23 protein-coding genes are annotated in these 24,303 nt (G+C 67.6%); 8 read left to right on the top strand and 15 right to left on the bottom strand.

Annotated features, from left to right (window positions below):
- Positions 1 to 48 precede the first annotated feature (48 nt).
- Positions 49 to 1,227, top strand: coding sequence for a pyridoxamine 5'-phosphate oxidase (gene pdxH, locus H3H36_RS16235; protein ID WP_182219131.1), 1,179 nt, complete (start codon positions 49 to 51; stop codon positions 1,225 to 1,227).
- Positions 1,228 to 1,347: 120 nt separating this feature from the next.
- The gene (locus H3H36_RS16230; protein WP_182219130.1) at positions 1,348 to 2,610 is read left to right on the top strand and encodes a class I SAM-dependent methyltransferase; all 1,263 of its coding nucleotides are present in this window, start codon (positions 1,348 to 1,350) and stop codon (positions 2,608 to 2,610) included.
- On the opposite strand, the gene H3H36_RS16225 is transcribed toward H3H36_RS16230, so the two are convergent.
- From H3H36_RS16225 to msrA, 3 genes are read right to left on the bottom strand one after another with little or no spacing between them, the layout of a single operon-like run.
- Entirely contained in the window at positions 2,562 to 4,841 is a 2,280-nt protein-coding gene (locus tag H3H36_RS16225) for a PAS domain-containing hybrid sensor histidine kinase/response regulator (protein WP_229219938.1), read from the bottom strand. The genes H3H36_RS16230 and H3H36_RS16225 overlap by 49 nt on opposite strands.
- A 13-nt stretch (positions 4,842 to 4,854) precedes the next feature.
- Positions 4,855 to 5,898, bottom strand: coding sequence for an HD domain-containing phosphohydrolase (locus H3H36_RS16220; RefSeq protein WP_182219129.1), 1,044 nt, complete (start codon positions 5,896 to 5,898; stop codon positions 4,855 to 4,857).
- 28 nt (positions 5,899 to 5,926) lie between these two features.
- Positions 5,927 to 6,478: a peptide-methionine (S)-S-oxide reductase MsrA gene (gene msrA, locus H3H36_RS16215; protein WP_182219128.1), complete on the bottom strand. Its 552-nt coding sequence runs from the start codon at positions 6,476 to 6,478 to the stop codon at positions 5,927 to 5,929.
- A 139-nt stretch (positions 6,479 to 6,617) separates the two neighbouring features.
- On the opposite strand from msrA, the gene H3H36_RS16210 reads away from it, so the two are divergent.
- A complete protein-coding gene (locus tag H3H36_RS16210) occupies positions 6,618 to 7,121 on the top strand; it encodes a flavin reductase family protein (RefSeq protein WP_182219127.1) in 504 nt (167 codons plus the stop codon).
- Between the two features lie 13 nt (positions 7,122 to 7,134).
- On the opposite strand, the gene H3H36_RS16205 is transcribed toward H3H36_RS16210, so the two are convergent.
- The 11 genes from H3H36_RS16205 to H3H36_RS16155 all read right to left on the bottom strand — a co-directional run bounded on the left by H3H36_RS16205 (position 7,135) and on the right by H3H36_RS16155 (position 19,245).
- Positions 7,135 to 8,679: an alpha/beta hydrolase gene (locus H3H36_RS16205; protein ID WP_182219126.1), complete on the bottom strand. Its 1,545-nt coding sequence runs from the start codon at positions 8,677 to 8,679 to the stop codon at positions 7,135 to 7,137.
- A gap of 81 nt (positions 8,680 to 8,760) precedes the next feature.
- A complete protein-coding gene (locus H3H36_RS16200; protein WP_182219125.1) occupies positions 8,761 to 10,344 on the bottom strand; it encodes an alpha/beta hydrolase family protein in 1,584 nt (527 codons plus the stop codon).
- Between the two features lie 71 nt (positions 10,345 to 10,415).
- On the bottom strand, positions 10,416 to 11,441 hold the full coding sequence (locus H3H36_RS16195; RefSeq protein ID WP_182219165.1) for an L-threonylcarbamoyladenylate synthase: 1,026 nt from the start codon (positions 11,439 to 11,441) through the stop codon (positions 10,416 to 10,418).
- A gap of 5 nt (positions 11,442 to 11,446) precedes the next feature.
- On the bottom strand, positions 11,447 to 12,637 hold the full coding sequence (locus H3H36_RS16190) for a 5-(carboxyamino)imidazole ribonucleotide synthase (RefSeq protein ID WP_182219124.1): 1,191 nt from the start codon (positions 12,635 to 12,637) through the stop codon (positions 11,447 to 11,449).
- Positions 12,637 to 13,137, bottom strand: a complete 501-nt coding sequence (gene purE / locus H3H36_RS16185) for a 5-(carboxyamino)imidazole ribonucleotide mutase (protein ID WP_182165203.1) — start codon at positions 13,135 to 13,137, stop codon at positions 12,637 to 12,639. Before purE ends, H3H36_RS16190 begins: the two co-directional genes overlap by 1 nt.
- Before the next feature lies 1 nt (position 13,138).
- Positions 13,139 to 14,035, bottom strand: a complete 897-nt coding sequence (locus H3H36_RS16180) for a phosphoribosylaminoimidazolesuccinocarboxamide synthase (RefSeq protein ID WP_182219123.1) — start codon at positions 14,033 to 14,035, stop codon at positions 13,139 to 13,141.
- A 91-nt stretch (positions 14,036 to 14,126) separates the two neighbouring features.
- Entirely contained in the window at positions 14,127 to 15,191 is a 1,065-nt protein-coding gene (gene fba, locus H3H36_RS16175; protein ID WP_182219122.1) for a class II fructose-bisphosphate aldolase, read from the bottom strand.
- A gap of 109 nt (positions 15,192 to 15,300) precedes the next feature.
- A complete protein-coding gene (pyk, locus tag H3H36_RS16170) occupies positions 15,301 to 16,749 on the bottom strand; it encodes a pyruvate kinase (protein ID WP_182219121.1) in 1,449 nt (482 codons plus the stop codon).
- 146 nt (positions 16,750 to 16,895) lie between these two features.
- Positions 16,896 to 18,110 (bottom strand): phosphoglycerate kinase, encoded by a 1,215-nt coding sequence (locus tag H3H36_RS16165; protein ID WP_311196642.1) that lies wholly within the window; start codon positions 18,108 to 18,110, stop codon positions 16,896 to 16,898.
- A gap of 68 nt (positions 18,111 to 18,178) precedes the next feature.
- Positions 18,179 to 18,511 (bottom strand): branched-chain amino acid transport AzlD family protein, encoded by a 333-nt coding sequence (locus tag H3H36_RS16160; protein ID WP_182219163.1) that lies wholly within the window; start codon positions 18,509 to 18,511, stop codon positions 18,179 to 18,181.
- Positions 18,511 to 19,245 (bottom strand): AzlC family ABC transporter permease, encoded by a 735-nt coding sequence (locus tag H3H36_RS16155; protein WP_182219120.1) that lies wholly within the window; start codon positions 19,243 to 19,245, stop codon positions 18,511 to 18,513. The genes H3H36_RS16160 and H3H36_RS16155 overlap by 1 nt, the downstream gene beginning before the upstream one ends.
- A 293-nt stretch (positions 19,246 to 19,538) precedes the next feature.
- Between H3H36_RS16155 and H3H36_RS16150 the strand changes: the two genes are divergently transcribed.
- The 4 genes from H3H36_RS16150 to H3H36_RS16135 are packed head-to-tail and all read left to right on the top strand — an operon-like array spanning position 19,539 to position 21,800.
- The gene (locus H3H36_RS16150) at positions 19,539 to 19,745 is read left to right on the top strand and encodes a zinc-finger domain-containing protein (protein ID WP_182219119.1); all 207 of its coding nucleotides are present in this window, start codon (positions 19,539 to 19,541) and stop codon (positions 19,743 to 19,745) included.
- 30 nt (positions 19,746 to 19,775) lie between these two features.
- A complete protein-coding gene (locus H3H36_RS16145) occupies positions 19,776 to 20,198 on the top strand; it encodes a YybH family protein (protein WP_182219118.1) in 423 nt (140 codons plus the stop codon).
- Positions 20,199 to 20,204: 6 nt separating this feature from the next.
- On the top strand, positions 20,205 to 21,191 hold the full coding sequence (locus H3H36_RS16140; RefSeq protein WP_182219117.1) for a YheT family hydrolase: 987 nt from the start codon (positions 20,205 to 20,207) through the stop codon (positions 21,189 to 21,191).
- 9 nt (positions 21,192 to 21,200) lie between these two features.
- Positions 21,201 to 21,800: a DUF2946 family protein gene (locus H3H36_RS16135; protein WP_182219116.1), complete on the top strand. Its 600-nt coding sequence runs from the start codon at positions 21,201 to 21,203 to the stop codon at positions 21,798 to 21,800.
- Positions 21,801 to 21,876: 76 nt separating this feature from the next.
- Here H3H36_RS16135 and H3H36_RS16130 read toward each other — a convergent pair whose 3' ends face one another.
- Positions 21,877 to 23,523: a beta-barrel assembly-enhancing protease gene (locus H3H36_RS16130; RefSeq protein ID WP_182219162.1), complete on the bottom strand. Its 1,647-nt coding sequence runs from the start codon at positions 23,521 to 23,523 to the stop codon at positions 21,877 to 21,879.
- Positions 23,524 to 23,694: 171 nt separating this feature from the next.
- Between H3H36_RS16130 and moaC the strand changes: the two genes are divergently transcribed.
- Complete coding sequence (gene moaC / locus H3H36_RS16125; RefSeq protein ID WP_182219115.1) at positions 23,695 to 24,201, top strand: cyclic pyranopterin monophosphate synthase MoaC; 507 nt, start codon at positions 23,695 to 23,697, stop codon at positions 24,199 to 24,201.
- Positions 24,202 to 24,303: the final 102 nt, after the last annotated feature.

Here is a 24,303-nt window from a genome sequence, read left to right as displayed (position 1 = left end):
AGTCAACTCCTGCCGACCTCCCTCCACGCGCTTTTTCCGAGACCATTCATGAGCATTTCCCTGATCGATACCGCGCCCGATTTCAACCAGCCGATCGCTGTCCTCAAACACTGCCACGATCGCATCCGCAAGCAATTGCAAACGCTGCAGAACCTGCTGGGCCACCTGCCCCAGCATGGCGCCGACACGGCCGCCCAGAAGGCAGCCGAGGCCGTGCTGAAATATTTCGACAACGCCGCGCCACTGCACCATGGCGACGAGGAGCAGGACCTGATGCCCATGCTGCAGGCCACGGCGCGCGGCGCCGACGCGGCCCTGCTGGCGGCCGTGGTGCCCGGCATCCTGGCCGATCACGCGCGCATGGACGCGGAATGGACTATACTAAAATCACAACTTGATAAAATTGCCAACGGCAGCAGCACGGCCCTGTCGGTCGAGGATGTGAACCGCTTCAGCGAAGCCTACGCGGCCCACATGCTGACGGAAGAAACCCAGATCGCACCGATGGCCAAGCGCCTGTTCACGGACGAGCAGATGGAATTGCTGGGCCAGGCCATGCAGCGCCGGCGCGGCATCGTGCCCACCAGCGCGCAGACGCTGGCCGATTTGCGGCTCGACTATGGCCTGGCCAGCCTGAGCGAGGAGGATGTGCTGGCCAACCCGATCGCGCAGTTCGCGAAGTGGTTCGACGAGGCGCTCAACGCCCAGGTCAATGAACCGAACGCGATGAGCGTGTCGACCGTCGATGCGGAAGGCAAGCCGACCTCGCGCATCGTGCTGATCAAGCAGTACGACGAGCGTGGCTTCACGTGGTACACGAATTACGACAGCCAGAAGGGCCAGCAGCTGGCCGCCAATCCCCATGCGGCGCTGCTGTTCTTCTGGAGCGAAGTGGAGCGCCAGGTGCGCATCGAAGGCCGGGTGGAGAAAACCTCGGCCGAGGAAAGCGACAAGTATTTCTACAGCCGGCCCGTGAAGAGCCAGCTGGCCGCGCTGGCTTCGCAGCAGAGCGCGCCCATCGCCAGCCGGGCGCAGATGGAGGAAAACTATGAGGCCGTGGCCCAGGCCCAGGGCGAACAGCCCAAGCGCCCCGATCACTGGGGCGGCTACCGCCTGGTGCCCGAGCGTATCGAGTTCTGGCAAGGCCGCCGCTCGCGCTTCCACGACCGCATCGTGTACGTGCGCCAGCCCGATGGCACGTGGCTGAAGCAACGCCTGCAGCCCTGATCCCGCCCCGGCGGGAGAACGCGCGGGCGCTGCCGTGGTAACGGCTGGCTGGCATGGTTGTAACGACTTTTGTGTTTCTGAACCTGGGGCGGCGATGCCGTCCCTCACCCGGAGGCTATCTTGTTCCTACAAAACCGACTCAGCAGCTGGACCACGGGCATCCGCCAGCAAATCGCCCTGCCCTTGCGCATCGAATTGTGGAACGGGCAGCGCATCGACTTTTCCCCTGACACGCCGCGCGTGACGATACGCGTGCCGCGCGCCTCGGCCGTGCGCTACCTGCTCACGCCTTCGCTATCGAACCTGGGCACGGCCTATGTGGAAGGGGCGATCGAGGTCAAGGGCAAGGCGCGCGACATGATCGCCGTCGTCAACGCGCTGGCCCGCACCACGCTCAAGGCCGAAGGCAGGTTTGCCCGCATCGTGCGCAGCATCAGCCACGACCGCGAGCGCGACGCGCAGGCCATCCGCTACCACTACGACGTCTCCAACGACTTCTACCAGCAGTTCCTGGATCCGAACATGGTCTATTCCTGCGCCTATTTCGAAACGGGCCAGGAAGACCTGGCCACGGCCCAGCTCAAGAAGATCGACCACATCCTGGCCAAGATCGCCTTGCAGCCCGGCCAGCGCCTGCTCGACATCGGCTGCGGCTGGGGCGCGCTGGTGATCCGGGCAGCCCAGCGCTACGGCGCGCGCTGCGTGGGCGTCACGCTGTCGGAGAACCAGTGCGCGCTGGCGCGCGAGCGGGTGCGCGCGGCCGGGCTCGATCACCTGGTCGAGATCCGGCTGCAGGATTACCGCGACGTGCGTGGCCAGTTCGACCGCATCACCAGCGTGGGCATGTTCGAGCACGTGGGCTTGCGCCACCTGCCCGCCTATTTCGCCACCATCCGCGCGCTGCTGGCCGATGACGGCCTGGCCATGAACCACGGCATCACCAGCACCGATCCCGACAACGGCGAGACGCCGTATGGCGGCGGCGAATTCATCCAGAAATACGTGTTCCCGCACGGCGAACTGGCCCACCTGGGCCAGGTGCTGAAAGCCATGCAGCAGGGCCAGCTCGAAGCATATGACGTGGAAAACCTGCGCCGCCACTACGCGCGCACCTGCGCGCTGTGGACCGAGAATTTCGAAGCGGCGGCCGAGCGGGTGCGGGCCCTCGGTGGCGACAAGCGCTTTCGCATCTGGCATGTCTACCTGGCCGGCTGCAGCTACGCGTTCGAGCAGGATTTGATCAGCCTGTACCAGATCGTGTGCGGCAAGGCCGGCCGTCCGGCCGCCACCCTGCCCTGGTCGCGCCGCTACATGTACGCGCCAGCCGGCGCCGCTCAGCCGTCCTTGGGCGCGCCGTCCGGCGCCGTCCTGAGCGCGTCGTAGACTTGCCGCAGTTCCGGCGCGAGCCGGGCGGCCGCCGCGTGGGCCTGTGCTGACACCGGCGCCTGCGGCGTGCCGGCCCGCAGGCAGGCCGACAATTGCTCGGCCGCCGCCAGCGCCCGCGCCGCGCCAAAGTTGACCAGCACGCCCTTGAGGCTGTGCACGGCCCGCGCGCTGCGCGCCGTGTCGCCGGCCGCCAGCGCGGCCGTCAGTTCCTGCCACAGCTGGGGGCCGTCGGCCAGGAACAGCGTGGCCAGTTCGTGCAGCAGGTCGGCGTCGCCGTCGAGCCGCTGCAGGGCCGCGCGCCAATCCAGCACCAGTTGCGCCGGTTGCGGCCGGTAGCGGGCCAGCATGTCGGCCAACGCGGCGCTGTCGACCGGCTTGGCCAGGTAGTCGTCCATGCCCGCTTCCAGGCAGCGTTCGCGGTCGCCGGCCATGGCGCGCGCCGTCATGGCGATGATGGGCACATGGCCGCCCTGCTCGAGCTCGCGCTGGCGCAACTGGCGCGTGGCGGCCAGGCCGTCCAGGCCCGGCATCTGCACGTCCATCAGGATCAGGTCGTAGCGCTCGCGCGCCGTGCGCTCCAGCACGGCCAGGCCGGTGTCGGCCAGCGTGACGCGGTGGCCCAGCTTCTCCAGCAGCCGCAAGGCCAGCCGCTGGTTGACGGGATTGTCCTCGGCCAGCAGCACGCGCAAGCCGCCGCCCTCGGGATCGGCCAAGGGCGGCGGGACCGGTTCGGCGCCCAGCGGGTCCGGGCGCGGCGCCTGCACCCGCAGCGGCGGCAGCGGCGCCACCAGCGCCACGCCCGTATGCCGGAGCGGCACGGTGAAGCTGAAGGTGCTGCCCTGGCCCGGCACGCTGTCCACGTCCAGCTGGCCCTGCATCAGGATCACCAGGCGGCGGCAGATGGCCAGGCCCAGGCCCGTGCCGCCGTACTGGCGCGTGGTCGAGCCGTCCACCTGGGCGAAGGCGTCGAAGATCATGGCCTGCTTTTCCGGCGCCACGCCGATGCCCGTGTCGCGCACGGCGAAGCGGATCTCGCAGCGGTCGTCATGGTCGCGCACCACCGACAACGTCACCACCACGCTGCCCGCGGCCGTGAACTTGATGGCGTTGCCCACCAGGTTGACCAGCACCTGGCGCAGCCGCCCCGGATCGCCCTTGACGATGCGCGGCAGCTCAGGCGGCAGTTCGCATTGCAGCGCCAGCCCTTTCTGGCGCGCCCGCAGCGCCATGGCGCGCACCGTGTCGGCCACCAGCTGGCGCACATCGAACGGCACTTCCTCGATGTCGAGCTTGCCCGCCTCGATCTTGGAGAAATCCAGGATGTCGTCGACGATGTGCAGCAGCGCGTGGGCCGAGCCCTGCACCAGCACCAGGTCGGCCCGCTGCGCCGGCGTGAGGTCGGACTCCAGCACCAGTTCCGTCATGCCCAGGATGCCGTTCATCGGGGTGCGGATCTCGTGGCTCATGTTGGCCAAGAATTCGCTCTTGGCCCGGCTCGCCGCCTCGGCCGATTCCACGGCCCGCTGCATGGCCTGGCGCGCGGCGCGCTGTTCGCTGATGTCGATGAAGTAGCCCAGCATGTAGCTGCGCCCGCCGCTGCTGATCACGTTGCGGCTCACCAGCACATCGACCGGCGGATCGAAGCCGGCCAGGCGGCGCTCGCTGGTGACCATGCGCCCGCTGCGCCAGGCCAGCGCGTCTTCCTCGTGGGTCAGCTCGGCCCAGCGGGGGGAAGCGAAATCGTCGATGGTACGGCCCAGGATTTCCACCCGCGAGCGCTGGGTCAGCTCCTCGAAGCGGCGGTTGAAGCGCAGGAAGCGGCCCTCGCGGTCCTTCAGGAACACGGGGATGGGCAGCTGGTCCAGGATCTGTTCCGTCAGCGCCTGCTGGCCGCCGGCCGGTTCCGTATCCTGCTGCGCATCGAGCGCCTGCGCGCGGCGCGCGGCCCGCTTGTCGCGCCAGGTGCCCACGTTGCCGCGCTGCTGGCGGTTCTCCTTGCGCAGCAGGGCGTTGGCCTGGCGCAGTTGCGCGTTCTCCGCTTCCAGCTCGCGCAAGCGCGGTTCGATGCCGGGGTCGGCCCGCTCGGCCTGGGCGATCAGCGCCAGCAAGCCGTTGGCCAGCGTGGTTTCGCCGATGGCGCGCAGGTCGGCCAGGCGCTGCTGCATTTCCGCGTCATCGGCCGCGTTCAGCGCGCGCCGCACCAGCTGGACCAGACGTTCGTACTGCATCGATGGCGCCGGCTCAGGCCGGCGTCCCCTCATCCTGGTAGCGGGCACGAATGGCCTGCACCTCGTCCCAGCGCCGCAGCAGCGCCTGCACGCATAGCGGGTCGAAGTGGCCACCGCAGTTGTCGATCAGGTGCTGGCGCGCCGCCTCCATGGTCCAGGCCTGCTTGTAGGGGCGCACGCTGGTGAGCGCGTCGAACACGTCAGCCACGGCGACGATGCGGCCCACCAGCGGAATGGCGTCGCCGGCCAGGCCGTGCGGGTAGCCGGCGCCGTCGTAGCGCTCATGGTGGCTGAGCGCGATCTGCGCCGCCAGGCGCAGCATGGGGGCCTGGCAATCCTTGAGGATCTGGTAGCCGATGGCCGCGTGCTGGCGCATGATGGCCATTTCCTCCGGGTCGAGCCGGCCCGGCTTGAGCAGGATGTGGTCGGGCGTGCCCACCTTGCCGATGTCGTGCATGGGGGCCGCGTTCAGGATGTCCTGCTGCTGCTCCAGCGGCAGCCCCAGCTCGGCCGCGATCAGGCACGAGTAATGGGCCATGCGCTGGATGTGGGCGCCCGTTTCCGGGTCGCGGTATTCGGACGCGCGGCACAGCAGCATGATGGTTTCCTGCTCGCGCGCGCGCAGTTCGGCCGTGGCCTTGCTGACCTCCTCGGCCAGCCAGCTGGCGCGGTGCCGCAGGCTCACGCTGGCGCGCCGCAGGGCCAGCATGTTGCGGGTGCGGGCCAGGAACTCGACCTTGTCGATGGGCTTGATGAGGAAGTCGCTGGCGCCGTTTTCGAGCGCCCGGTGCCGCACTTCCACGTCCACGCTGGCCGTCACCATCAGCACGGGCGGGCGCTCGTCGATGGGCGCGGTCAGGCCGGCGATCAGTTCCAGGCCGTTCAGGTCCGGCATCATGTAGTCGACGATCAGCAAGTCGTAGGGATGGCTGTTGCACCAGGCCAGCGCCTCGCGCGCGGACTGGAAGGTGACGGTGTCCACGCCGTCGAGCTTGTCGATCAGGCGCGACATGAGCACCAGGTTGATGTGGGTGTCGTCGACGATGACTACCTTCATGCGCGCTCCGCGATGCTCGATGCCGGGCTTACTTGCGGCGCTCGCCGTAAGTCTTGCGGAACTTGGCCACCTTGGGCGCCACCACGAAGGCGCAATAGCCTTGCAGCGGGTGCTGGCGGAAATAATCCTGGTGATAGTCCTCGGCCTTGTAGTAGGGCTGGGCCGGCGACAGTTCCGTCACGATGGGCGCGTCCCACACGTGGGCCATGGCCGCGATCACCTGGCGCGCCGTGGCTTCCTGCTCCGGTGACTGATGGTAGATCACGGAGCGGTATTGGGTGCCCACGTCGTTGCCCTGGCGGTTCAGCGTGGTGGGGTCGTGGATGGTGAAGAAGATTTCCAGCAGTTCGCGGTAGCCGATCACGGCCGGGTCGAATTCCAGCTTCACCACTTCCGCATGGCCGGTGGTGCCGCTGCACACCTGTTCATAGGTGGGATCGGGCTGGGCGCCGCCCGTGTAGCCGGACTCCACGTGCAGCACGCCGTCGACCTCCTGGAACACCGCTTCCAGGCACCAGAAACATCCTCCCCCCAGCACCGCCGTTTCCGTCGCGGCCGCCGCCCCCGTGTTGCTCGTCATGACATCCCCTGCTCATCGGCTGTTCGATGAGACTAACTGTAACGCAAACGGCGGGGGCGCGCACCTATTACAGAAATCGGGGCGATTGCCATGCCCCCTGTGATTCTTTGGCATAATGACGGAAAGATACAGGCATCCCATGAACACACGCTCCCCGCGCGCCCCGGCGCCCACCTTCGACACCGGTCACTTCCGCCAGGCGCTGGGCCAGTTCGCCACCGGCGTCACCGTCATCACCACCCGGCTGGCAGATGGCAGTTTCCGTGGCCTGACGGCCAGCTCCTTCAATTCCGTCTCGCTGACGCCGCCGCTGGTGCTGTGGAGCCTGGGCACGAGCGCCAACAGCATGCCCATCTTCAGCGGCAATTCACACTACGTGATCAACGTGCTGGCGGCCGACCAGGCCCACCTGGCCAAGGTGTTTTCCACCCGCGGCGACTATCCGTGGGACACGGTGCCCTACGAGCTGTCGCGCACGGGCCAGCCCATCCTCACGGGCGCGTGCGCGTGGTTTGAGTGCCACAACCGCAGCCGTTATCCGGAAGGCGACCACGTGATCTTCGTGGGCGAGGTCGAGCATTGCGAATTCATCCCCCGCCCGCCCCTGATCTTCCACGGCGGCCAGTTCCACAGCCTGGCCTGAAGATCCCCGCCGTTTATTTGTTCTGGAAGAAGTCGCGCGTGGCGCGCATGCAGAATGGCGCCACCAGGCCGGCGTGGTAGCTGTCGCGCACGGCCTGGTCGCCGGCTGCACCGCCGCCTGAGGCCGCGCGCAACAAGGCTTTGGCCGTCTCGAACGCCAGCCGGGTGCTACCGTACTGATCGACGATGATGCCGCTTTCCAGGTCCAGCAAAGTCAAGCCAGGCGAGCTCATGCCGTGGGCCTTGAAATAGTCGGCCGTGGCGGTCGCATTCTGGAACGGTACCACGGGGTCTTGCGCGCCGCCGCACAGCAATACGGGCACGGCCGGTACATAACCGCGTAAATCATTTTTCACCAGCCACTTGCGCAGCGTGTGCGTGGGCATGCAGTTGAGCGGGTCGGCGCTGTTGACGCCGCACGGGTGGCTGTTCATGTCGGCCAGGTAGCCGTCGCGGTAGCTGGTCTTGACCAGGTTGCCGGCGCCGAAGAAGCTGGCGTAGCCATCGCCCTGCGGCAGGGAGTCCCTGGCGAACAGCACGTCGTTGGGCAGCGTGCCGGCCGCCACCAGGTCGCCCAGGCTGGACGCGCCGGGCAACAGGTCGGCGATGCCGGCCGCGTACGGCGCTTCGTAGATGTCGCTGGTGCTCGTGTACAGGCCGGCATTGGCGTGCTGGCCTGCGTTGATCAGCATGGGCAGGAAGGCGGCCGCACCGAGCGTGGGTTTGCCGCCGAAGATGGCGTCGCCAAACTGGGCCAGCGCGTACGGGCCCGACATGGGCGCCACGGCCGTCACCGTGAATTCGCCGGGATAGCCGGTCTGCATGGCGCGCTGGGTGGCCAGCGCCACATAGCCGCCCTGCGAGTAGCCCGTCAGCAGCAACTGGCTCGATGGATGGGCGCCGATCGCCGTGAACACCTTGCGGGCGGCGCGCAGGCCATCGACCATGTCGCTCGATTGCTGGCTGGCGTCCAGGTAGGAGTGGTAGGACAGCGACGAGCCGGCGTAACCGGCGTAATCGGGCGCCACCACGATGTAGCCCTGGGCCGCGTACATGGCCGCCACCAGGCGCGGTTCCATGGCCGACAAATCGCTCATGTCGTTGCGCTTGAGCACGGACGTGCCGTGCGCGTACAGCAGCACGGGCCGGTTGCCCGTGCAGGCGCTGTCGGTGCCGGACGGCACCATGATGGCAGTGGCCGCGTCCGTGTCCTCGCCGGCGCCACCCACCGTGTGGTATTTCAGCGTGAAGGTGGTGACGGCGCAGGTGGGCGTGCCGGTGATGGTGCTGCTGCCCTTCTGGGCCGCTTCCAGCAACTGGGTGAAGGCGGCCGGCTGCAGCGTGGTGACGCTGGCGCCGTTGACGGTGACGGGCACCGGCGCCGCGCTGCCGATCAGGGTGCCGCGCAGGGTGGTCGGCGGGGGCGGCGCGACGATCACGCCACCATCGGAGGTTTGGCCGCTGCTGCCGCCCCCGCCGCCGCAGGCGGTCAGCAGGGCCAGCGACAGCGCGGACGCGCAGGCATAGGTCAGCGTGCTACGGGAGACGGGGTGGCGCATGGCGTTTCCTTGCAATTGTCGGGACGGCCGGGCGTAGCTGAAGTCGGCCGGCAACCCTCCCAGCATAGCAGATAGGAAAGGTTAGCGACCTGACATCTTAAAAAATTCCCGCGCCGCCATCAGGCAGTATTGGGCCACGAGCCGGCCATGGTAATTATCCAGCACCGCCTTGTGCGGGTCGTGGTCGTGCGCCGCCGCGTCGGCCCGGGTGTGCTCGACGGCCTGGGCGAAGCCGGCACGGATAGCCTGGTAGGCATCGGGGACGGCCATTTCCAGGTCCAGCAACTGGGGCGCCACGCCGTGGGCAGCGAAATAATCGTGCGCGGCGCTGGCGTTGGCGAACGGCACCACGGGGTCGCGCTGGCCGCCGCACAGCAGCAGCGGGCTGCGCGGCTGGTAGCTGCGCAAGTCGTTCTTTTGCAGCCACTGGCGCAGGCGGTTGGCGCTGTGGCAGGCCAGCGGCTGGGCCGGGTCCGTGCCGCAGGGATGGGCCGCCACGTCCTGCAGATAAGCCTTGCGGTAGCTGGTCCGCACCAGGTTGCTGTCGGCGAAATGGGTGGCCGCCCCCTCCCCTTGCGGCGGCGTGTCGCCGGCAAACAGGGCGCCGGCCGGCAGCTTGCCTTGCTTGATCAGGTCGTCCATGCGCTGGGTGGCCGGCAGCACGGATTCAATGCCGTCCGCGTACGGTTCCTCGTACAGTTCGGCCGGCGAGGTGTACAGCGTGGCGCCCGACTTTTGCCCGGCCGTCGTCAGCAGCGGCAAATAGGCCGTGATACCCACGTTGGGACGGCCGCTGAAAATGTCATCCGCCATCTGGAGCAGGGCGTAGGGGCCGGACAAGCCGGCCGTGGCCGTGACCTGGAATTCATCGCCGTAGCGTTCCTGCATGGCGCGCTGGGTGGCCAGCGCCACGAAGCCGCCTTGCGAATAGCCGGTCACGAACAGTTTTTGCGACGTGCGCGCGCCCAGCCGGGGCAAGGCGGCGCGCGCCGCGCGCAGCGCGTTGATCATGTCGCCCGATTGCTGGTCCGCGTTCAGATAGGGATGGTAAGGCAGGGACGACACGCCATAACCGGCATAGTCGGGCGCCACCACGATATAGCCCTGGGCCACGAACATGGCGGCCACCACGCGCGCCTCGCCGTTCAGCCGGGCCATGCTGAAATTGCGGTCGAGCACGGTGCCGTGGGCGTACAGCAGCACGGGACGCGGCCCCATGCAGCGCTGGTCCTCGCCGCCGGGCAGCATGAGCACGCCGCCGGCATCGGTCGCCTCGCCACGCCCGCCGCCGGTCGCGTAACGCATCTTGTACACGGTGATGCTGCACAATGGTTCGCCGGCGACGGCCATCAGCGCACCGCCCTGGGCGCGCCTGAGGACGGCGCCCAGCGTGGCCGGCTCCAGGCTGTCGACGCTGGCGCCGCCGCCGAGCGGGATGGGGACCAGCGCAGGACCGTCGAGCAGCGTGCCCGGCGGGGGCGCGGGCAATGCCATGGCCGATGCGGAGGATGCGGGCCGTGCGGCGGCCTCCGCGGCCGCGCCAGCGCCGTTGTCAGCCGCGCCGGCCAGGCCAGCCGCCAGCGTCAAGGCCAGCGCCAGCGTCGCCACAGCGGCACGCATCACGCAAGCGGGCACGAGAAGAGGGGTGGGCGTACGAGTGCACATGGCGGCCTCCTGTGTTGGTCAGGCGCGCCGTGGCCGCTCATGTTAAAACTACAAGGTCAACGGGCTTGTCATCAAGCGCGCAGGAACCTCTCAACAATACCAGAAGATCCGAACGCTGCGCGCCGCAATCGATCATTTACTCCCAACCAACGCAATTCCTGTGGCGGCGCTTCGACCAGGATCAAGTCGGCGCCGCTCTGGTCGAGCTGGCGCAACGCGGCATACAAGCCATAGGCATAGCCAACGGGCTCGTCGGGCAGGCGCAGGCTGGGGCCGTTGCCGGCTGCGGCCGAGTAAGCGATCAGCGCCACCTTGCGGCCCAGCGCTTCCAGCCTGGCCAGCGTGGCCGGCAGCTGATCCGGGGCCAGCATGGCCACCGGCGTGTGCGGCGCGTAATGTGATTCCAAGGTACCCGAGGCGCGTGGCGCGCTCTGGTCCGGCAGGCCCGGCATCTGGCCGATCACGTCGGCGATCTGCTGGGCGCTGATGTGGCCGGGACGCAGCAGCACCGGGCCGTGCGTGGCCAGCCGCGACAGGTCGACGATGGTCGATTCGATGCCGACTTCGCTGGGTCCGCCGTCAAGCACGGCCGCCAGCAGCGGTTCGGCGCCGAATTCGTCGCGCACATGCTGGGCCGTGGTGGGACTGACGTTGCCGAACTTGTTGGCCGATGGCGCCGCCAGCCCCCCTTTGCCGCCCTTGAACGCGCGCAGCAAGGCGATGGCCACCGGGTGCGACGGGCAGCGCACGCCCACCGTATCCTGGCCGCCGGAGACGGCGTCGGGGATGTGACTGGCGCGCTTGAGGATCAGGGTCAGCGGGCCTGGCCAGAACGCGGCCGCCAGCTGGCGTGCCGCTTCCGGCACGTCGCTGACCCAGTAGTCGAGGTCGGCGCCGGGCGCCACGTGCACGATCACGGGATGGTCCTGGGGCCGCCCCTTGGCCGCGTAGATGGCGGCCACGGCTTGCGGATTTTCCGCGTCGGCGCCCAGGCCGTACACGGTCTCCGTTGGGAATGCGACCAGCCGCCCCGCCTCCAGCAAGGCGGCAGCCGCGCTGATGGCGGCCGCGTCGGCGGCCACGCCCGTGCCTTGCATCGGGCTCACGGTGCGATGCCCAGGATGGCGCAGGCGGCCAGCAGTTGCTGCTGCGCCTGCTCCAGCGTGGCGGCGACGAACGTCAGATGGCCCATCTTGCGGCCACGGCGCGGGTCGTCCTTGCCGTACAGGTGCAGGCAGGCGCCGGGCAGCGCCAGCACGCGGTCCCAGGCCGGCTCGCGCGCTTCGGCGCTGTCGCCCTCGAACCACAGGTCGCCCAGGATGTTGAGCATGACGGCCGGCGAATGCTGGCGCACGTCGCCGAGCGGCAGGCCGGCCATGGCACGCACCTGTTGTTCAAACTGGCTGCTGACGCAGGCGTCGATGGTGTAGTGGCCGCTGTTGTGGGGCCGCGGCGCCATCTCGTTGACCACCAGCGTGCCATCGTCGAGCACGAAAAATTCGATGCACAGCACGCCCACGTAGCCCAGCTCGGCCACCATGGCGCGGGCCGCGTCCTGCGCCTTGCGCGCGCAGTCGGCCGACACGTTCGGTCCCGGCACCGTGGTGGTGAACAGGATGCCGTCGCGGTGCACGTTCTCGGCGATCGGGTACACGACCGAGGCGCCGTCGGCGCCGCGCGCCGTCAGCACCGACACTTCATAGGCCAGCGGCAGCATCTTCTCCAGCAGGCAGGTGACCTGGCCCATGGATTCGAACGCGGCACGCACGTCCTCGCGCGTTTTTACACGCACCTGGCCCTTGCCGTCGTAACCCATGCGCACGGTTTTCAGGATGCCGGGCAGCAGCGCATCGTCGATGGCGGCCACGTCGTCCAGCGACGCGATCACCTTGTGCGGCGCCGGCAGCACGCCCGATTTGGGCGCGCTGGCAACAAAGAAGGTCTTTTCCGCGATGCGGTCCTGGGCCACGGACACGCCATGCGCGTTGGGCGCCACGAACACTTTTTCAGCCAGCCGCGACAGGCTGTCGGCCGGCACGTTCTCGAACTCGGTGGTGACGGCCTGGCAGCGGGCGGCCAGCGCATCGAGGCCGGTGGCGTCGGTATAGCCGGCTTGCACCAGGTGTTGGGCCACTTGCCCGGCCGGGCAATCGGCGGCCGGTTCCAGCACGGCGACCTGGTAGCCGAGGCTGTTGGCGGCCTGGGCGAACATGCGGCCCAGCTGGCCGCCGCCCATCACGCCCAGCCAGTGGCCGGGCGCGGGCAACAGGGGGGAAGAATCTACTTTACTCATCAGGCTAACGGCAAGGTCATGGCTTGTGCGGCGGCCGTCTGCTGGGCGCGGAACGCTTCCAGCTTTTCGGCCAGCGCGGCGTCGGTGGCGGCCAGGATGGCGACGGCCGTCAGGGCCGCGTTGGCGGCGCCCGCCTCGCCGATGGCGAAGGTGGACACCGGCACGCCCTTGGGCATCTGCACGATGGACAGCAGCGAATCCTCGCCGCGCAAGTACTTGGACGGCACCGGCACGCCCAGCACCGGCACGATGGTCTTGGCCGCCACCATGCCAGGCAGGTGGGCGGCGCCACCGGCGCCGGCGATGATGGCGCGCAGGCCGCGCGCACGGGCCGTCTCGGCGTAGCTGAACATCTGGTCCGGCATGCGGTGTGCGGAAATCACTTGCGCTTCATGCGGCACGCCAAATTGCTTGAGGATGGCCACGGCGTGCTGCATCACGTCCCAGTCCGAGGACGAGCCCATGATCACGCCCACCAGTGCTTGATTCTGCTCGCTCATATCACACCTTCAGCGGCTGGCCGGTCAGGCGTTCGATGGCTTCCAGGTACTTGGCCTGGGTCTTGGCGATCACGTCGGCCGGCAGCGCGGGCGCGGGGGCCGTCTTGTTCCACTCGGTCAGCGTTTCCAGGTAGTCGCGCACGAACTGCTTGTCGAACGACGGCGGCGACATGCCGGGCGCGTAGGAGTCGGCGGGCCAGAAGCGCGACGAATCGGCCGTCAGCACTTCATCCATCAGGTGCAGCACGCCGTGTTGATCCAGGCCGAATTCGAACTTGGTGTCGGCGATGATGATGCCGCGGGTGGCGGCGTACTCGGCGGCGGCCGTGTACAGCGCGATGCTGATGCTGCGGATCTTCTCAGCCAGCTCGGCGCCGATGCGGCTTTCCATTTCAGCGAAGCTGATGTTCTCGTCATGCTCGCCCAGGTCGGCCTTGGCGGCCGGCGTGAACAGGGGCTCGGGCAGCTTGTCGGCCTGGCGCAGGCCGGCCGGCAGCTGGATGCCGCAGATGCTGCCCGTGGCCTGGTAATCCTTCCAGCCCGAACCGATGATGTAGCCGCGCACCACGGCTTCCACCATGATCGGCTGCAAACGCTTGGCCACCACGGCGCGGCCCCGTACCTGCTCCACTTCCGACGGCGCCACCACCGATTCCGGCGCCACGCCGGTCAGGTGGTTGGGGACGATGTGGCCCAGCTTGTCGAACCAGAAGTCGCTCATCTGGTTCAGCACCATGCCTTTGCCGGGGATGGGCTCGTTCATCACGACGTCGAACGCCGACAGGCGGTCAGTGGTGACGATCAGGATCTTGTCGTCGCCAACGGCGTAGTTGTCGCGGACTTTGCCGCGGCCCAACAGAGGAAGGGACTGGATGGAGGATTGGTAGAGGCTGTTCATAACGGGCGATATCTTGGTAAGCGGAACCGGCGGGAGGGGGCTCCCGCCGGTTGGGAAGGACGGGCCATGGCGGCCCGGTCCGGATGGGATTTTACTTCACAACCTGGGCCAGGCTGCCGGCAGCATAACGCTCGGCCATCTTTTCCAGTGGGATAGGCTTGATCTTGGCGGCCTGGCCTTCGCAGCCGAACGCCAGGAAGCGGGCCTTGCAGATTTCCATGGCCGCCTGGCGGGCTGGCTTGAGGAAGTCGCGCGGGTCGAACTTGGAGGGGTTCTCGAACATGAACTTGCGCACCGCGGCCGTCATGGCCAGGCGGATGTCGGTGTCGATGTTGATCTTGCGCACGCCGTGACGGATGCCTTCCTGGATTTCCTCGACCGGCACGCCATAGGTTTCCTTCATGTCGCCGCCGTACTGGCGGATGATGGCCAGCAGGTCTTGCGGCACGGACGAGGAACCGTGCATCACCAGGTGGGTGTTGGGGATGCGGGCGTGGATTTCCTTGATGCGGTCGATGGCCAGGATGTCGCCGGTGGGCTGGCGCGAGAACTTGTAGGCGCCGTGCGAGGTGCCGATGGCGATGGCCAGCGCGTCGCACTGGGTGCGGGCCACGAAGTCGGCGGCCTGGTTCACGTCCGTCAGCAGCTGTTCGCGGGTCATGGTGCCGTCGGCGCCGTGGCCGTCTTCCTTGTCGCCCTTCATGGTTTCGAGCGAACCGAGCACGCCCAGTTCCGCTTCCACCGTCACGCCGATGGCGTGCGAGAACTTGACCACTTCGCGCGACACTTCCACGTTGTAGTCGTAGGAGGCGACCGACTTGCCGTCCGCTTCCAGCGAGCCGTCCATCATCACCGAGGTGAAGCCGGAGCGGATCGCAGCCTGGCACACGGCCGGCGACTGGCCGTGGTCCTGGTGCATGACGACGGGGATGTGCGGGTAGGCTTCGACGGCGGCGTCGATCAGGTGGCGCAGGAACGCTTCACCGGCGTACTTGCGGGCGCCGGCCGATGCTTGCATGATCACGGGGCTGCCGACGGCGTCGGCGGCCATCATGATGGCTTGCACTTGTTCCAGGTTGTTGACGTTGAACGCGGGCAGACCGTAGCCGTTTTCAGCGGCGTGGTCCAGCAATTGACGCATGGATACGAGAGACATGATAAATACTCCAACTATAGAAAAACTGTGTCGGCCACCTGGGCGCCTTGCTCAGCGGGCGGATAACCCGGAGCGGCGGCCGGTGGGCCTGAATTCTGGTTACTTGTGCTTACTCAGCTGCTCCGACTCGGACGATTTTCAAGGCATTGGTGCCGCCCACCTGGCCCATCGGCTCGCCCCAGGTGACGACGATCAGGTCGCCCTTCTGGGCCACGCCGTTGGCCAGCATCACATCTTCAGCCTGCTTGAGCACGACGCCGCTGTCGCCCTTGGGCTCCAGGGCGCAGGCGCGCACGTTGCGGTACAGCGCGGCCTTGCGCTGCGTGGTCACGCTGGGCGTGAGCGCGTAGATCGGGGTGTCGATGCTGTGGCGGCTCATCCACAGCGCCGTCGAACCCGATTCCGTCAGCGCCACGATGGCTTTCACGCGCAGGTGGTGGGCCGTAAACAGCGCGCCGTAGGCGATCGACTGGTCGATGCGGGTGAAGGTGGCGTCGAGGAAATCGGCGTCCAGCTTGTTGTACTCGGACTGCTCGGCCTGCTCGCAAATGGCGGCCATCATCTCCACCGTCTCGATCGGGTACTTGCCCGACGCCGTCTCGGCCGACGCCATCACGGCGTCCGTGCCGTCCAGCACGGCGTTGGCCACGTCGGACACTTCGGCGCGCGTGGGCACGGCGTTGAAGATCATCGATTCCATCATCTGCGTGGCCGTGATGGCCAGCTTGTTGGCTTCGCGCGCCATGCGGATCATGCGCTTTTGCAGCGCCGGCACGGCCGCGTTACCCACTTCCACGGCCAGGTCGCCACGGGCCACCATGATGCCGTCGGACGCTTTCAAAATATCGGCCAGCACGGGAATCGCTTCGGCCCGTTCGATCTTGGCGATCATCATGGGCTTGTGGCCATACGGTTCGCCGGCGATGTTGGCCAGCTGGCGCGCCATTTCCATGTCGGTCGCGCTTTTCGGGAACGAGATGGCCAGGTAGTCGGCCTGGAAGCTCATGGCCGTCTTGATGTCTTCCATGTCCTTGGCCGTCAGCGCCGGCGCCGTCAGGCCGCCGCCCTGGCGGTTGATGCCCTTGTTGTTGGACAGCTCGCCGCCGATCCTGACGGTGGTGTGGATTTCGTGGCCGGCGATCTTGTCGACCACCAGCACGATCAGGCCATCGTTGAGCAGCAGCACGTCGCCCGCGTGCAGGTCGCGCGGCAGGGCCTTGTAGTCCAGGCCCACGCGTTCCTGGTTGCCCAGTTCGCCGTTCTCGCCCCACTTGGCGTCGAGGATGAACTTGTCGCCGTTGGCCAGCTCGATCTTGTTGTGCTCAAATTTGCCGACCCGGATCTTGGGCCCCTGCATGTCCGCCATGATCGCCACTTCGCGGCCGCATTCGGCCGCCGCATCGCGCACCAGGCGCGCGCGGTCGATATGGTCCTGCGCCTTGCCATGGGAAAAATTGAGGCGCACGACGTCCACGCCGGCACGGATCATCTTGACCAGGACGTTGAAGTCGGTGGAGGCGGGGCCTATCGTTGCGACGATTTTGGTACCACGGGACATAGGTTTCCTTGCGCGTTAGGTCAGGCGGAGCAGCCAGGGCGAGCCCCGGCCGGAATAACGGCACCGGCGCGGCGGCGGGGCCGCGCCGTGGTAGCGCCGTATTGCTGTGCTGCCGTAAAGCTTAGTAATGCTTACTTGCTTGACACTTACTTGGCCTGACGATCGACCAGGATCTGCACGGCCGGCAGGGTTTTACCTTCCAGGAATTCCAGGAAGGCGCCGCCGCCGGTGGAGATATAACCAATTTTATCGGTAATGTCGTACTTTGCAATCGCCGCCAGCGTGTCGCCGCCGCCGGCGATCGAGAACGCCTTGGAGTTGGCGATGGCCAGCGCCAGCGTCTTGGTGCCTTCGCCGAACTGGTCGAACTCGAACACGCCGACCGGGCCGTTCCACACCACGGTGCCAGCCGCGCCGATCTGGCCGGCCAGGGTGGCGGCCGTTTTCGGGCCGATGTCGAGGATCATGTCGTCGTCCGCCACGTCGGCCACATCCTTGATGGTGGCGGCGGCCGTGGGCGAGAATTCCTTGGCGCATACGACGTCGACGGGAATCGGCACCTGGGCGCCACGGGCGGCCATCATGTCGATGATGGCTTTCGCTTCGCCGACCAGTTCCGCTTCCACCAGCGACTTGCCCACGTTCAGGCCGACGGCCTTCATGAAGGTGTTGGCGATGCCGCCGCCGACGATCAGGTTATCGACCTTCTCGGCCAGCGCCTTCAGGATCGACAGCTTGGACGATACTTTCGAGCCAGCCACGATGGCCAGCAGCGGGCGGGCCGGGGCGCCCAGCGCCTTGCCCAGTGCGTCCAGCTCGGCGGCCAGCAGCGGGCCGGCGCAAGCGATCGGCGCGAACTTGGCGATGCCGTGGGTGGAAGCTTCCGCGCGGTGGGCCGTGCCGAAGGCGTCGTTCACGTAGACGTCGCACAGGGCGGCCATTTTCTGGGCCAGCTCATCACTGTTCTTCTTCTCGCCCTTGTTCACGCGCACGTTTTCCAGCAAGACCACCTGGCCATCCTGCAGGTTGTCCAGGCCAGCGCCGTCGACCCAGTTCTGTTTCAGTTCCACGCTCTGGCCCAGCAGTTCGGCCAGGCGCGCGGCGACGGGTGCCAGGCTGTCTTCCGGCTTGAACTCGCCTTCCGTGGGACGGCCCAGGTGGGACGTGACCATGACCTTGGCGCCAGCGTCCAGCGCGGCGCGGATGGCCGGCACGGAGGCGCGGATGCGGGTGTCTTCCGTGATGCGGCCCGCATCATCTTGCGGCACGTTCAGATCGGCACGGATAAAGACACGTTTGCCGCGCAGCGCATCGCGCGCGACGAGGTCTTGCAGGCGGAGAAAGTTCAGAACAGCTTGCATGGCTACCCAAGGAGGAAAGTTGAAAGAAAGACCGCTATTTTACCGCAAGGCCGCGCCCATTCATCCGTTTACGAGAACACGTGCAACAAACGCAGGGCCGTGAAACTGCCCATGCCGAACACGATGGTCTGCAACATATTGCGACGCAGCAAGTAAAACACGATGGCGGCGATGCCGGCCACCAGTTTCAGGTTGGCCAGCTCCAGTTGCAGCTGTCCATTGTTGAGCAACAGATCGGGCGCGATGATGGCCGCCAGCGCGCAGGCGGGCGCGTAGCGCAGCATGTCCTGCACCCGGCGCGGGATGGTGATGTGGTGGCCGATCAGCCAGAACGAACTGCGGGTGCAGGCCGTGGCCAGCGCCAAGGCGGCGATCGTGACCCAGATTTCCCAGTCGGCCATCATGACTCCTTCTTGACGGTGAATTCTTCGACCAGCATGGCGGCGGCCATGCCCAGCACCACGGCGGCCAGCAAACCGAGCTTGTACGGCAGGCCGGCCGCCAGCACGGCCACCACGCCGGCCACCAGCACTCCGCACAGGGCCGGGCGGCTGGCCACCAGCGGCACCGTGATGCAAATGATGGCCAGCGTGCCGGCAAAGCCCAGGCCCCATTCGGGCGGCACGGCGCTGCCCAGGAAGATGCCGGCGATGGAACCGACCTGCCAGGCGGCCCAGTTCGGGTAGAGCAAGCCTTTCAGGTAGGACAGCTTGCCCACCTGGGGCGCCTCGCTCGGGTATTTTTGCAGGAACAGGGCCACCGTCATGTCGCCGGCCACGTAGCCGAGCAGGAAACGGTTGCGCAACGGCAGGTTGGAGAAATGGGGCGCCAGCAGCGCGGAAAAGATCACGAACCGCAGGTTGACCACGAGGGCCGTGGCGAAGATGACCCAGATCGGGGCATGGGCGGCGATCAGCGGCAGCGAGGCCAGCTGGGCCGAGCCGGCGAACACCACCAGCGTCATGGCCAGCGCCTGCGGCACCGTCAGGCCCGTCTTGACCATGGCGATGCCCACCACCAGGCCCCAGGCGCCGATCCCGAACAGGGTGGGCATGCCGGTCTTCAAGCCTTCGCGCCAGGATGGCTCGTCATGCTCGGCGACGTAGGGAGTGGCGGCGCGGGTCAATTCAGTCATGTGGTTTTCTCGCCACAATGGCGCCGGACCGGCGGCCAGCCACGGACCGCGCACACGGCCGAAGGCGGCGTGACGGGCGGGGCGATGGCGATCGACAGTTCGGCTGGTGGCGTCATGTGGAGTGCGGCACCAGCGTTGTTTGAATGAAAACACACGCTGGCGGCAGGGGAATAAGGAAGGCGCTATTTTACCGATGAATTTTGTCCGTTGCGCGAATCCGTTAAAATCGTGCTTTGTTTGGCGGTTTCCAGCCGGGAGCCGTCGTGTCCATACGCCTCACGGAGAACCCGCAGATGACCCAAGCTACCACCCCCGCCGCCGCCAACGCAGTCGAGCTCGAAGGCAAGGACTTGCCCGCCCACTGCCCCAACCCGGCCATGCCGCTGTGGTCGTCCCATCCGCGCGTCTTCCTGGAATTCAACCATGACGGCGTCGCCAAGTGCCCGTACTGCGGCACGGCGTACCGCCTGAAGCCGGGCACCGTCGTTCCACACCACTGATCCCGCCCCACCGGCCCGGACGGAGTGCGCATGAAACGCAGCAAACAGCTCAATGGCAGCGCCGCCGAAGTGGAGGCGGCGTTCTACGATGCGCTCAACCGGGCCGATCTCGACGCCCTGATGGCGTTGTGGGCCGATGACGAGGAAATCGTCTGCATCCATCCGGGCGGACCGCGCCTGATCGGCCACGCGGCCATCCGCGATGCCTGGGCCGCCATCCTCGAACACGGCGGCCTGCACATCCGGCCATCCCAGTTGCACGAAACCCATAACCTGATGAGCTCGGTGCACACGGTGATCGAAGGCACCACGGCCGCCAGCGGCGACCCGGCCCATCTGCTGGCCACCAATGTCTACGTGAAAACGCCGCGCGGCTGGCGCATCGTGCTGCACCACGCATCCGTGGCGTCGGGTGCGGCGCCGGCCGAGGTACCGGGCCAGGTTCTGCACTGAGGCCCCATGCACTATCCCGCCCCGCGCTGGTTGCCCAACGGCCACCTGCAAACCATTTATCCGGCCATCTGCATCCCCAGGCCGGCCGTCGCGTTCCGGCGCGAGCGGTGGGATACGCCCGACGGCGACTTCATCGACGTCGATTTCGTCGATGGCCAGCCGGGCCAGCCCTTCGTGGTGCTGTTCCACGGGCTGGAAGGCTCGTCCGGCAGCCACTACGCGCGCGCCCTGATGGCGGCCGTGGCCGCGCGCGGCTGGTCGGGCGCCGTGCCCCACTTCCGCGGCTGCTCCGGCGAGCCGAACCGGGCGCCCCGTTTCTACCATTCCGGCGACGCGGCCGAGATCGACTGGATCGTGCGCAAGCTGCACGGGCGCCGCAGTGGCAAAGGTAGCGGCAACGGTAGTGGAAAATTCTACGTGGCCGGCGTCTCGCTGGGCGGCAACGCCCTGCTGCGCTGGCTGGGCGAATCGCAGCACCAGGCCGACTTCGTGGACGCGGCCTGTTCCGTGTCGGCCCCGCTGGACCTGGCGCAGGGTGGCATTTCGCTGTCGCGCGGCTTCAACCTGGTCTACACGCGCATGTTCCTGCAAACGCTCAAGCCCAAGTGCGAGGCCAAGCTCAAGCAGTTCCCCGGCCTGTTCGACCTGGAGGCGCTGCGCGCCGCGCGCGACCTGTACGCGTTCGACAACGTGGTGACGGCGCCGCTGCACGGCTACCGCGATACGGACGACTACTGGGACCGGGCCAGCGCCAGGCATGTGCTGGGCGACATCACCGTGCCCACGCTGGTGCTCAACGCGCTCAACGATCCTTTCCTGCCGGGCCGACACCTGCCGCGGCAGGCCGCCGCCTGCGTGCAATTGGACTATCCTGAACATGGCGGCCACGTCGGCTTCGCCGTGGGCGGCGTGCCCGGCCGGCTCGACTGGCTGCCCCAGCGCATGCTGCGCTTCCTCGAAGGCAGCACCACGCCGCTGCACGCCACTGACTGACCCGACAACATGGATGAAATCGTCAAACAAGCAATGGCCAAATGGCCCAATGTGCCGCACTGCTACGGCTGGCTGGCGCTGGACGCGCGCGGCCAGTGGCGCATGCGCGACGAGCGGGCCCAGCACCTGAACCTGCCCGGCGACAAGCTGCAACATGCGGCGCTGGTCGCCTTCATCACCCGCAACTACGGCAGCGACGCGCGCGGTTGCTGGTATTTCCAGAACGGCCCGCAGCGCGTCTACCTGAACCTGGAAGCGACACCCTACATCGTGCGCACCGATCCGGCGCTGGGCTGGCGCCTGCACACGGGCGAGGCCATGGGCCCGCTCGATGAGGCGCTGATGACGGAACACGGGGAATTGATCCTGCGCAGCGGCGCCGTGCTGGCCCAGCTCGATGACCGCGACGGCGCCGACGTGCTGGCCCGCCTGGAATGGCCGGACCATCAAGCCGACGACGATGCGCTGCTGGCCTGGCTGGAGCGTGAGGACGACGCAGCGGGCGCCGGTCCCGTCTTGCGCGACCGTGGCCAGCGCATCCCTGTGCAGCGGGTAGCGCACGCGGCGCTGGCCGGGCGCTACGGCTTCGTGCCCGTGCCCGCGCCCTGAGCTACCCCAGACTTGCCAGGGCGAACCGCCCTGCTCCATACGCCGGCACCCTGGCGCGGCCAGGCGCCCCCGTCGCTCAGGGCCAGTTGCGCTGCGGCTGCATCAACGCTTCCACACCGCGCGGCATGGCGCGTGGCGATCCGGACGCCGGCGCCAGCGCCGTATGCTCATGGTCCGCCGCGGCCTTATTCTCCTTCTTGCCCTTCTCGCCCAGTTCCTCGCGCCGGCGTGCCTGCAGCTCGCGCTCGCGCGCGTCGATCACGGCCTGGTCGTAGAACGAGGCGTCGGGCGCCTTGCGGGCGATGCCCAGCTGGTCCAGCGCCGACAGCACGCCGCCCTGCAACACATACGACTCGGCCAGCGCCATGTGCTGCAAGGCCAGCTTGCCCTGCCTGGCGTAGGTGCTGGCCAGCAGATCGTACAAGGCTGGCTCCTGGCGGTACTGCTGGACCTGGTCACGCAGGTAGGCGGCGGCCGGCTCCAGCTTGCCCGCCGCGACCATCGCTTGCGCATACTGGCGCGCGATGCCGCGCGACAAGGGGAATTGCTGGTGCGCCGCCTCCGCCTCGGTCAATGCCCGGGCGATCACGGCCGGGTTCTTGTCCTGCGCCAGCTTGATGTCGAGCGCCATGCTGACGAAGATGGGGTTAGGCGTGGCGGCGGGCGCGGCGCCGTACACGCCGGCCGGCGGCGGCTTGCGCATGGCGCCGCGCGCCTCGTCCAGCAAGCGCTGGGCCGTGGTCGTGTCACCGCGCTTGAGGGCGACGAAGGCCAGGCCATACTTGGCGGCCGCCACCTGCTGGCGGTTGTCCTGCTCAAGCTGGGTTTCGAAGACGGCGGTGGCCGCGTCCAGTCCCTGGGACGATTCGTCCTGCAGCACGCGGGCGCGGGCCCGCACCAGCTGGAAGTCCAGGCTGTCGGGCCGCTGCTTGTACGGTTGCTCGCGGATGCGGGCCTGGATGTCGGCGATGCGCTCGCTGGTGAGCGGGTGGGTTTGCAGGTAGGCCGGCGTGGCGTCGCTGTAGTTGCGGGTGGCCGTCTGCAGGCGCTGGAAGAACGCCACCATGCCACTCGTGTCGAAGCCGGCCGCCCCCATGATCTGGAAGCCGATGCGGTCCGCCTCGCGCTCGGCGTCGCGGCTGAAATTGAGCTGCCGCTGGATGGCCAGCCCCTGGCCGCCCAGGAACACGCCCATGGCCGCGTCGCCGCCCGCCTTGGACGCCAGCGCGGCCAGGATGATGGCGGCCAGCGGGATCAGCGCGTCCTGGCGCTGTTGGCCCAGCGAGCGGGCGATGTGGCGCTGCACCACGTGGCCGATCTCGTGGCTGAGCACGGAAGCGAGCTCGGACTCGCTCTGGGCCGCCAACAGCAGGGCCGAGTGGACGGCGATAAAGCCGCCCGGCAGCGCGAAGGCGTTCAGTTGCGGATCGCGCACGGCGAAGAAGTAGTAATCGTAGCTGGCCTCGCCGCGCGCGCCGGGCCGGGCTTCCACCAGCGCGTTGCCGAAATTGTTCAGGTATTCCAGGATCGGCGCGTCGTCGAGGAAATCATGGTCGCGCCGGATGTCGCGCATGATTTCCTCGCCCAGCTTGCGCTCCATCAGCGGCGACAAGTCCTCGCGCTCGGTGTCGCCCAGGTTGGGCAGATTGGGGATTTTAGCGGGCGGCAAGGCCGTCTGCGCCATGCTCAAGGGCAGCACGCACAGCAGGGCGACGGCCAGCATGCGCAGGCGTGGCACCCGGCGCGGCCGGCGGTCCTGGGATGGGGGGGAGATTCGATCTGCGTTCACGGTGCTATCATACCCGCACTTGGCGCCCGCACGCAGCGGGCCGGCAACCAATTCATCCTATGACGGCCCGCCCCGCGCGCGCCCCCTGACGAGTTCATACTATCCATGACGACCAGCAAAACCACGCCGCCCGCCGACGGGCTGACCCATTTCGACGCCACCGGCCAGGCCCACATGGTCGACGTGGGCGACAAACAGGAAACCCACCGCATCGCCGTGGCCAGCGGCCAGATCCGCATGAAGCCGGAGACGCTGGCCATCATTTTGGCCGGCAGCGCCAAGAAGGGCGACGTGCTGGGCATCGCCCGCATCGCCGCCATCATGGGCGCCAAGCGCACCAGCGAGCTGGTGCCGCTGTGCCACCCGCTGGCCCTGACGCGGGTGGCGGTGGACTTCGAGACCGATGAAGCCAGCTCGACCGTGCATTGCCGCGCCCAGGTGGAAACCTTCGGCAAGACCGGCGTGGAGATGGAGGCGCTGACGGCCGTGCAGATCGGCCTGCTGACCGTGTACGACATGTGCAAGGCCGTCGACCGCGGCATGGTGATGGGCGAGATCCGCGTCATGGAAAAGCATGGCGGCAAGTCCGGCGACTGGAGCGTGACGAGCTGACCACGCCCGCGCCGCCGCATTGTTAGCGCAAGTTGGCGCGTATATAATAAAAGTAACAACCGACAATATTTCCTGTCGGACGACAACCAGTGGCACCGACGG

Source organism: Rugamonas fusca, assembly GCF_014042365.1.
GTDB classification, from domain to species: domain Bacteria; phylum Pseudomonadota; class Gammaproteobacteria; order Burkholderiales; family Burkholderiaceae_D; genus Rugamonas; species Rugamonas fusca.
This window is presented reverse-complemented; position numbering and strand designations above follow the sequence as displayed.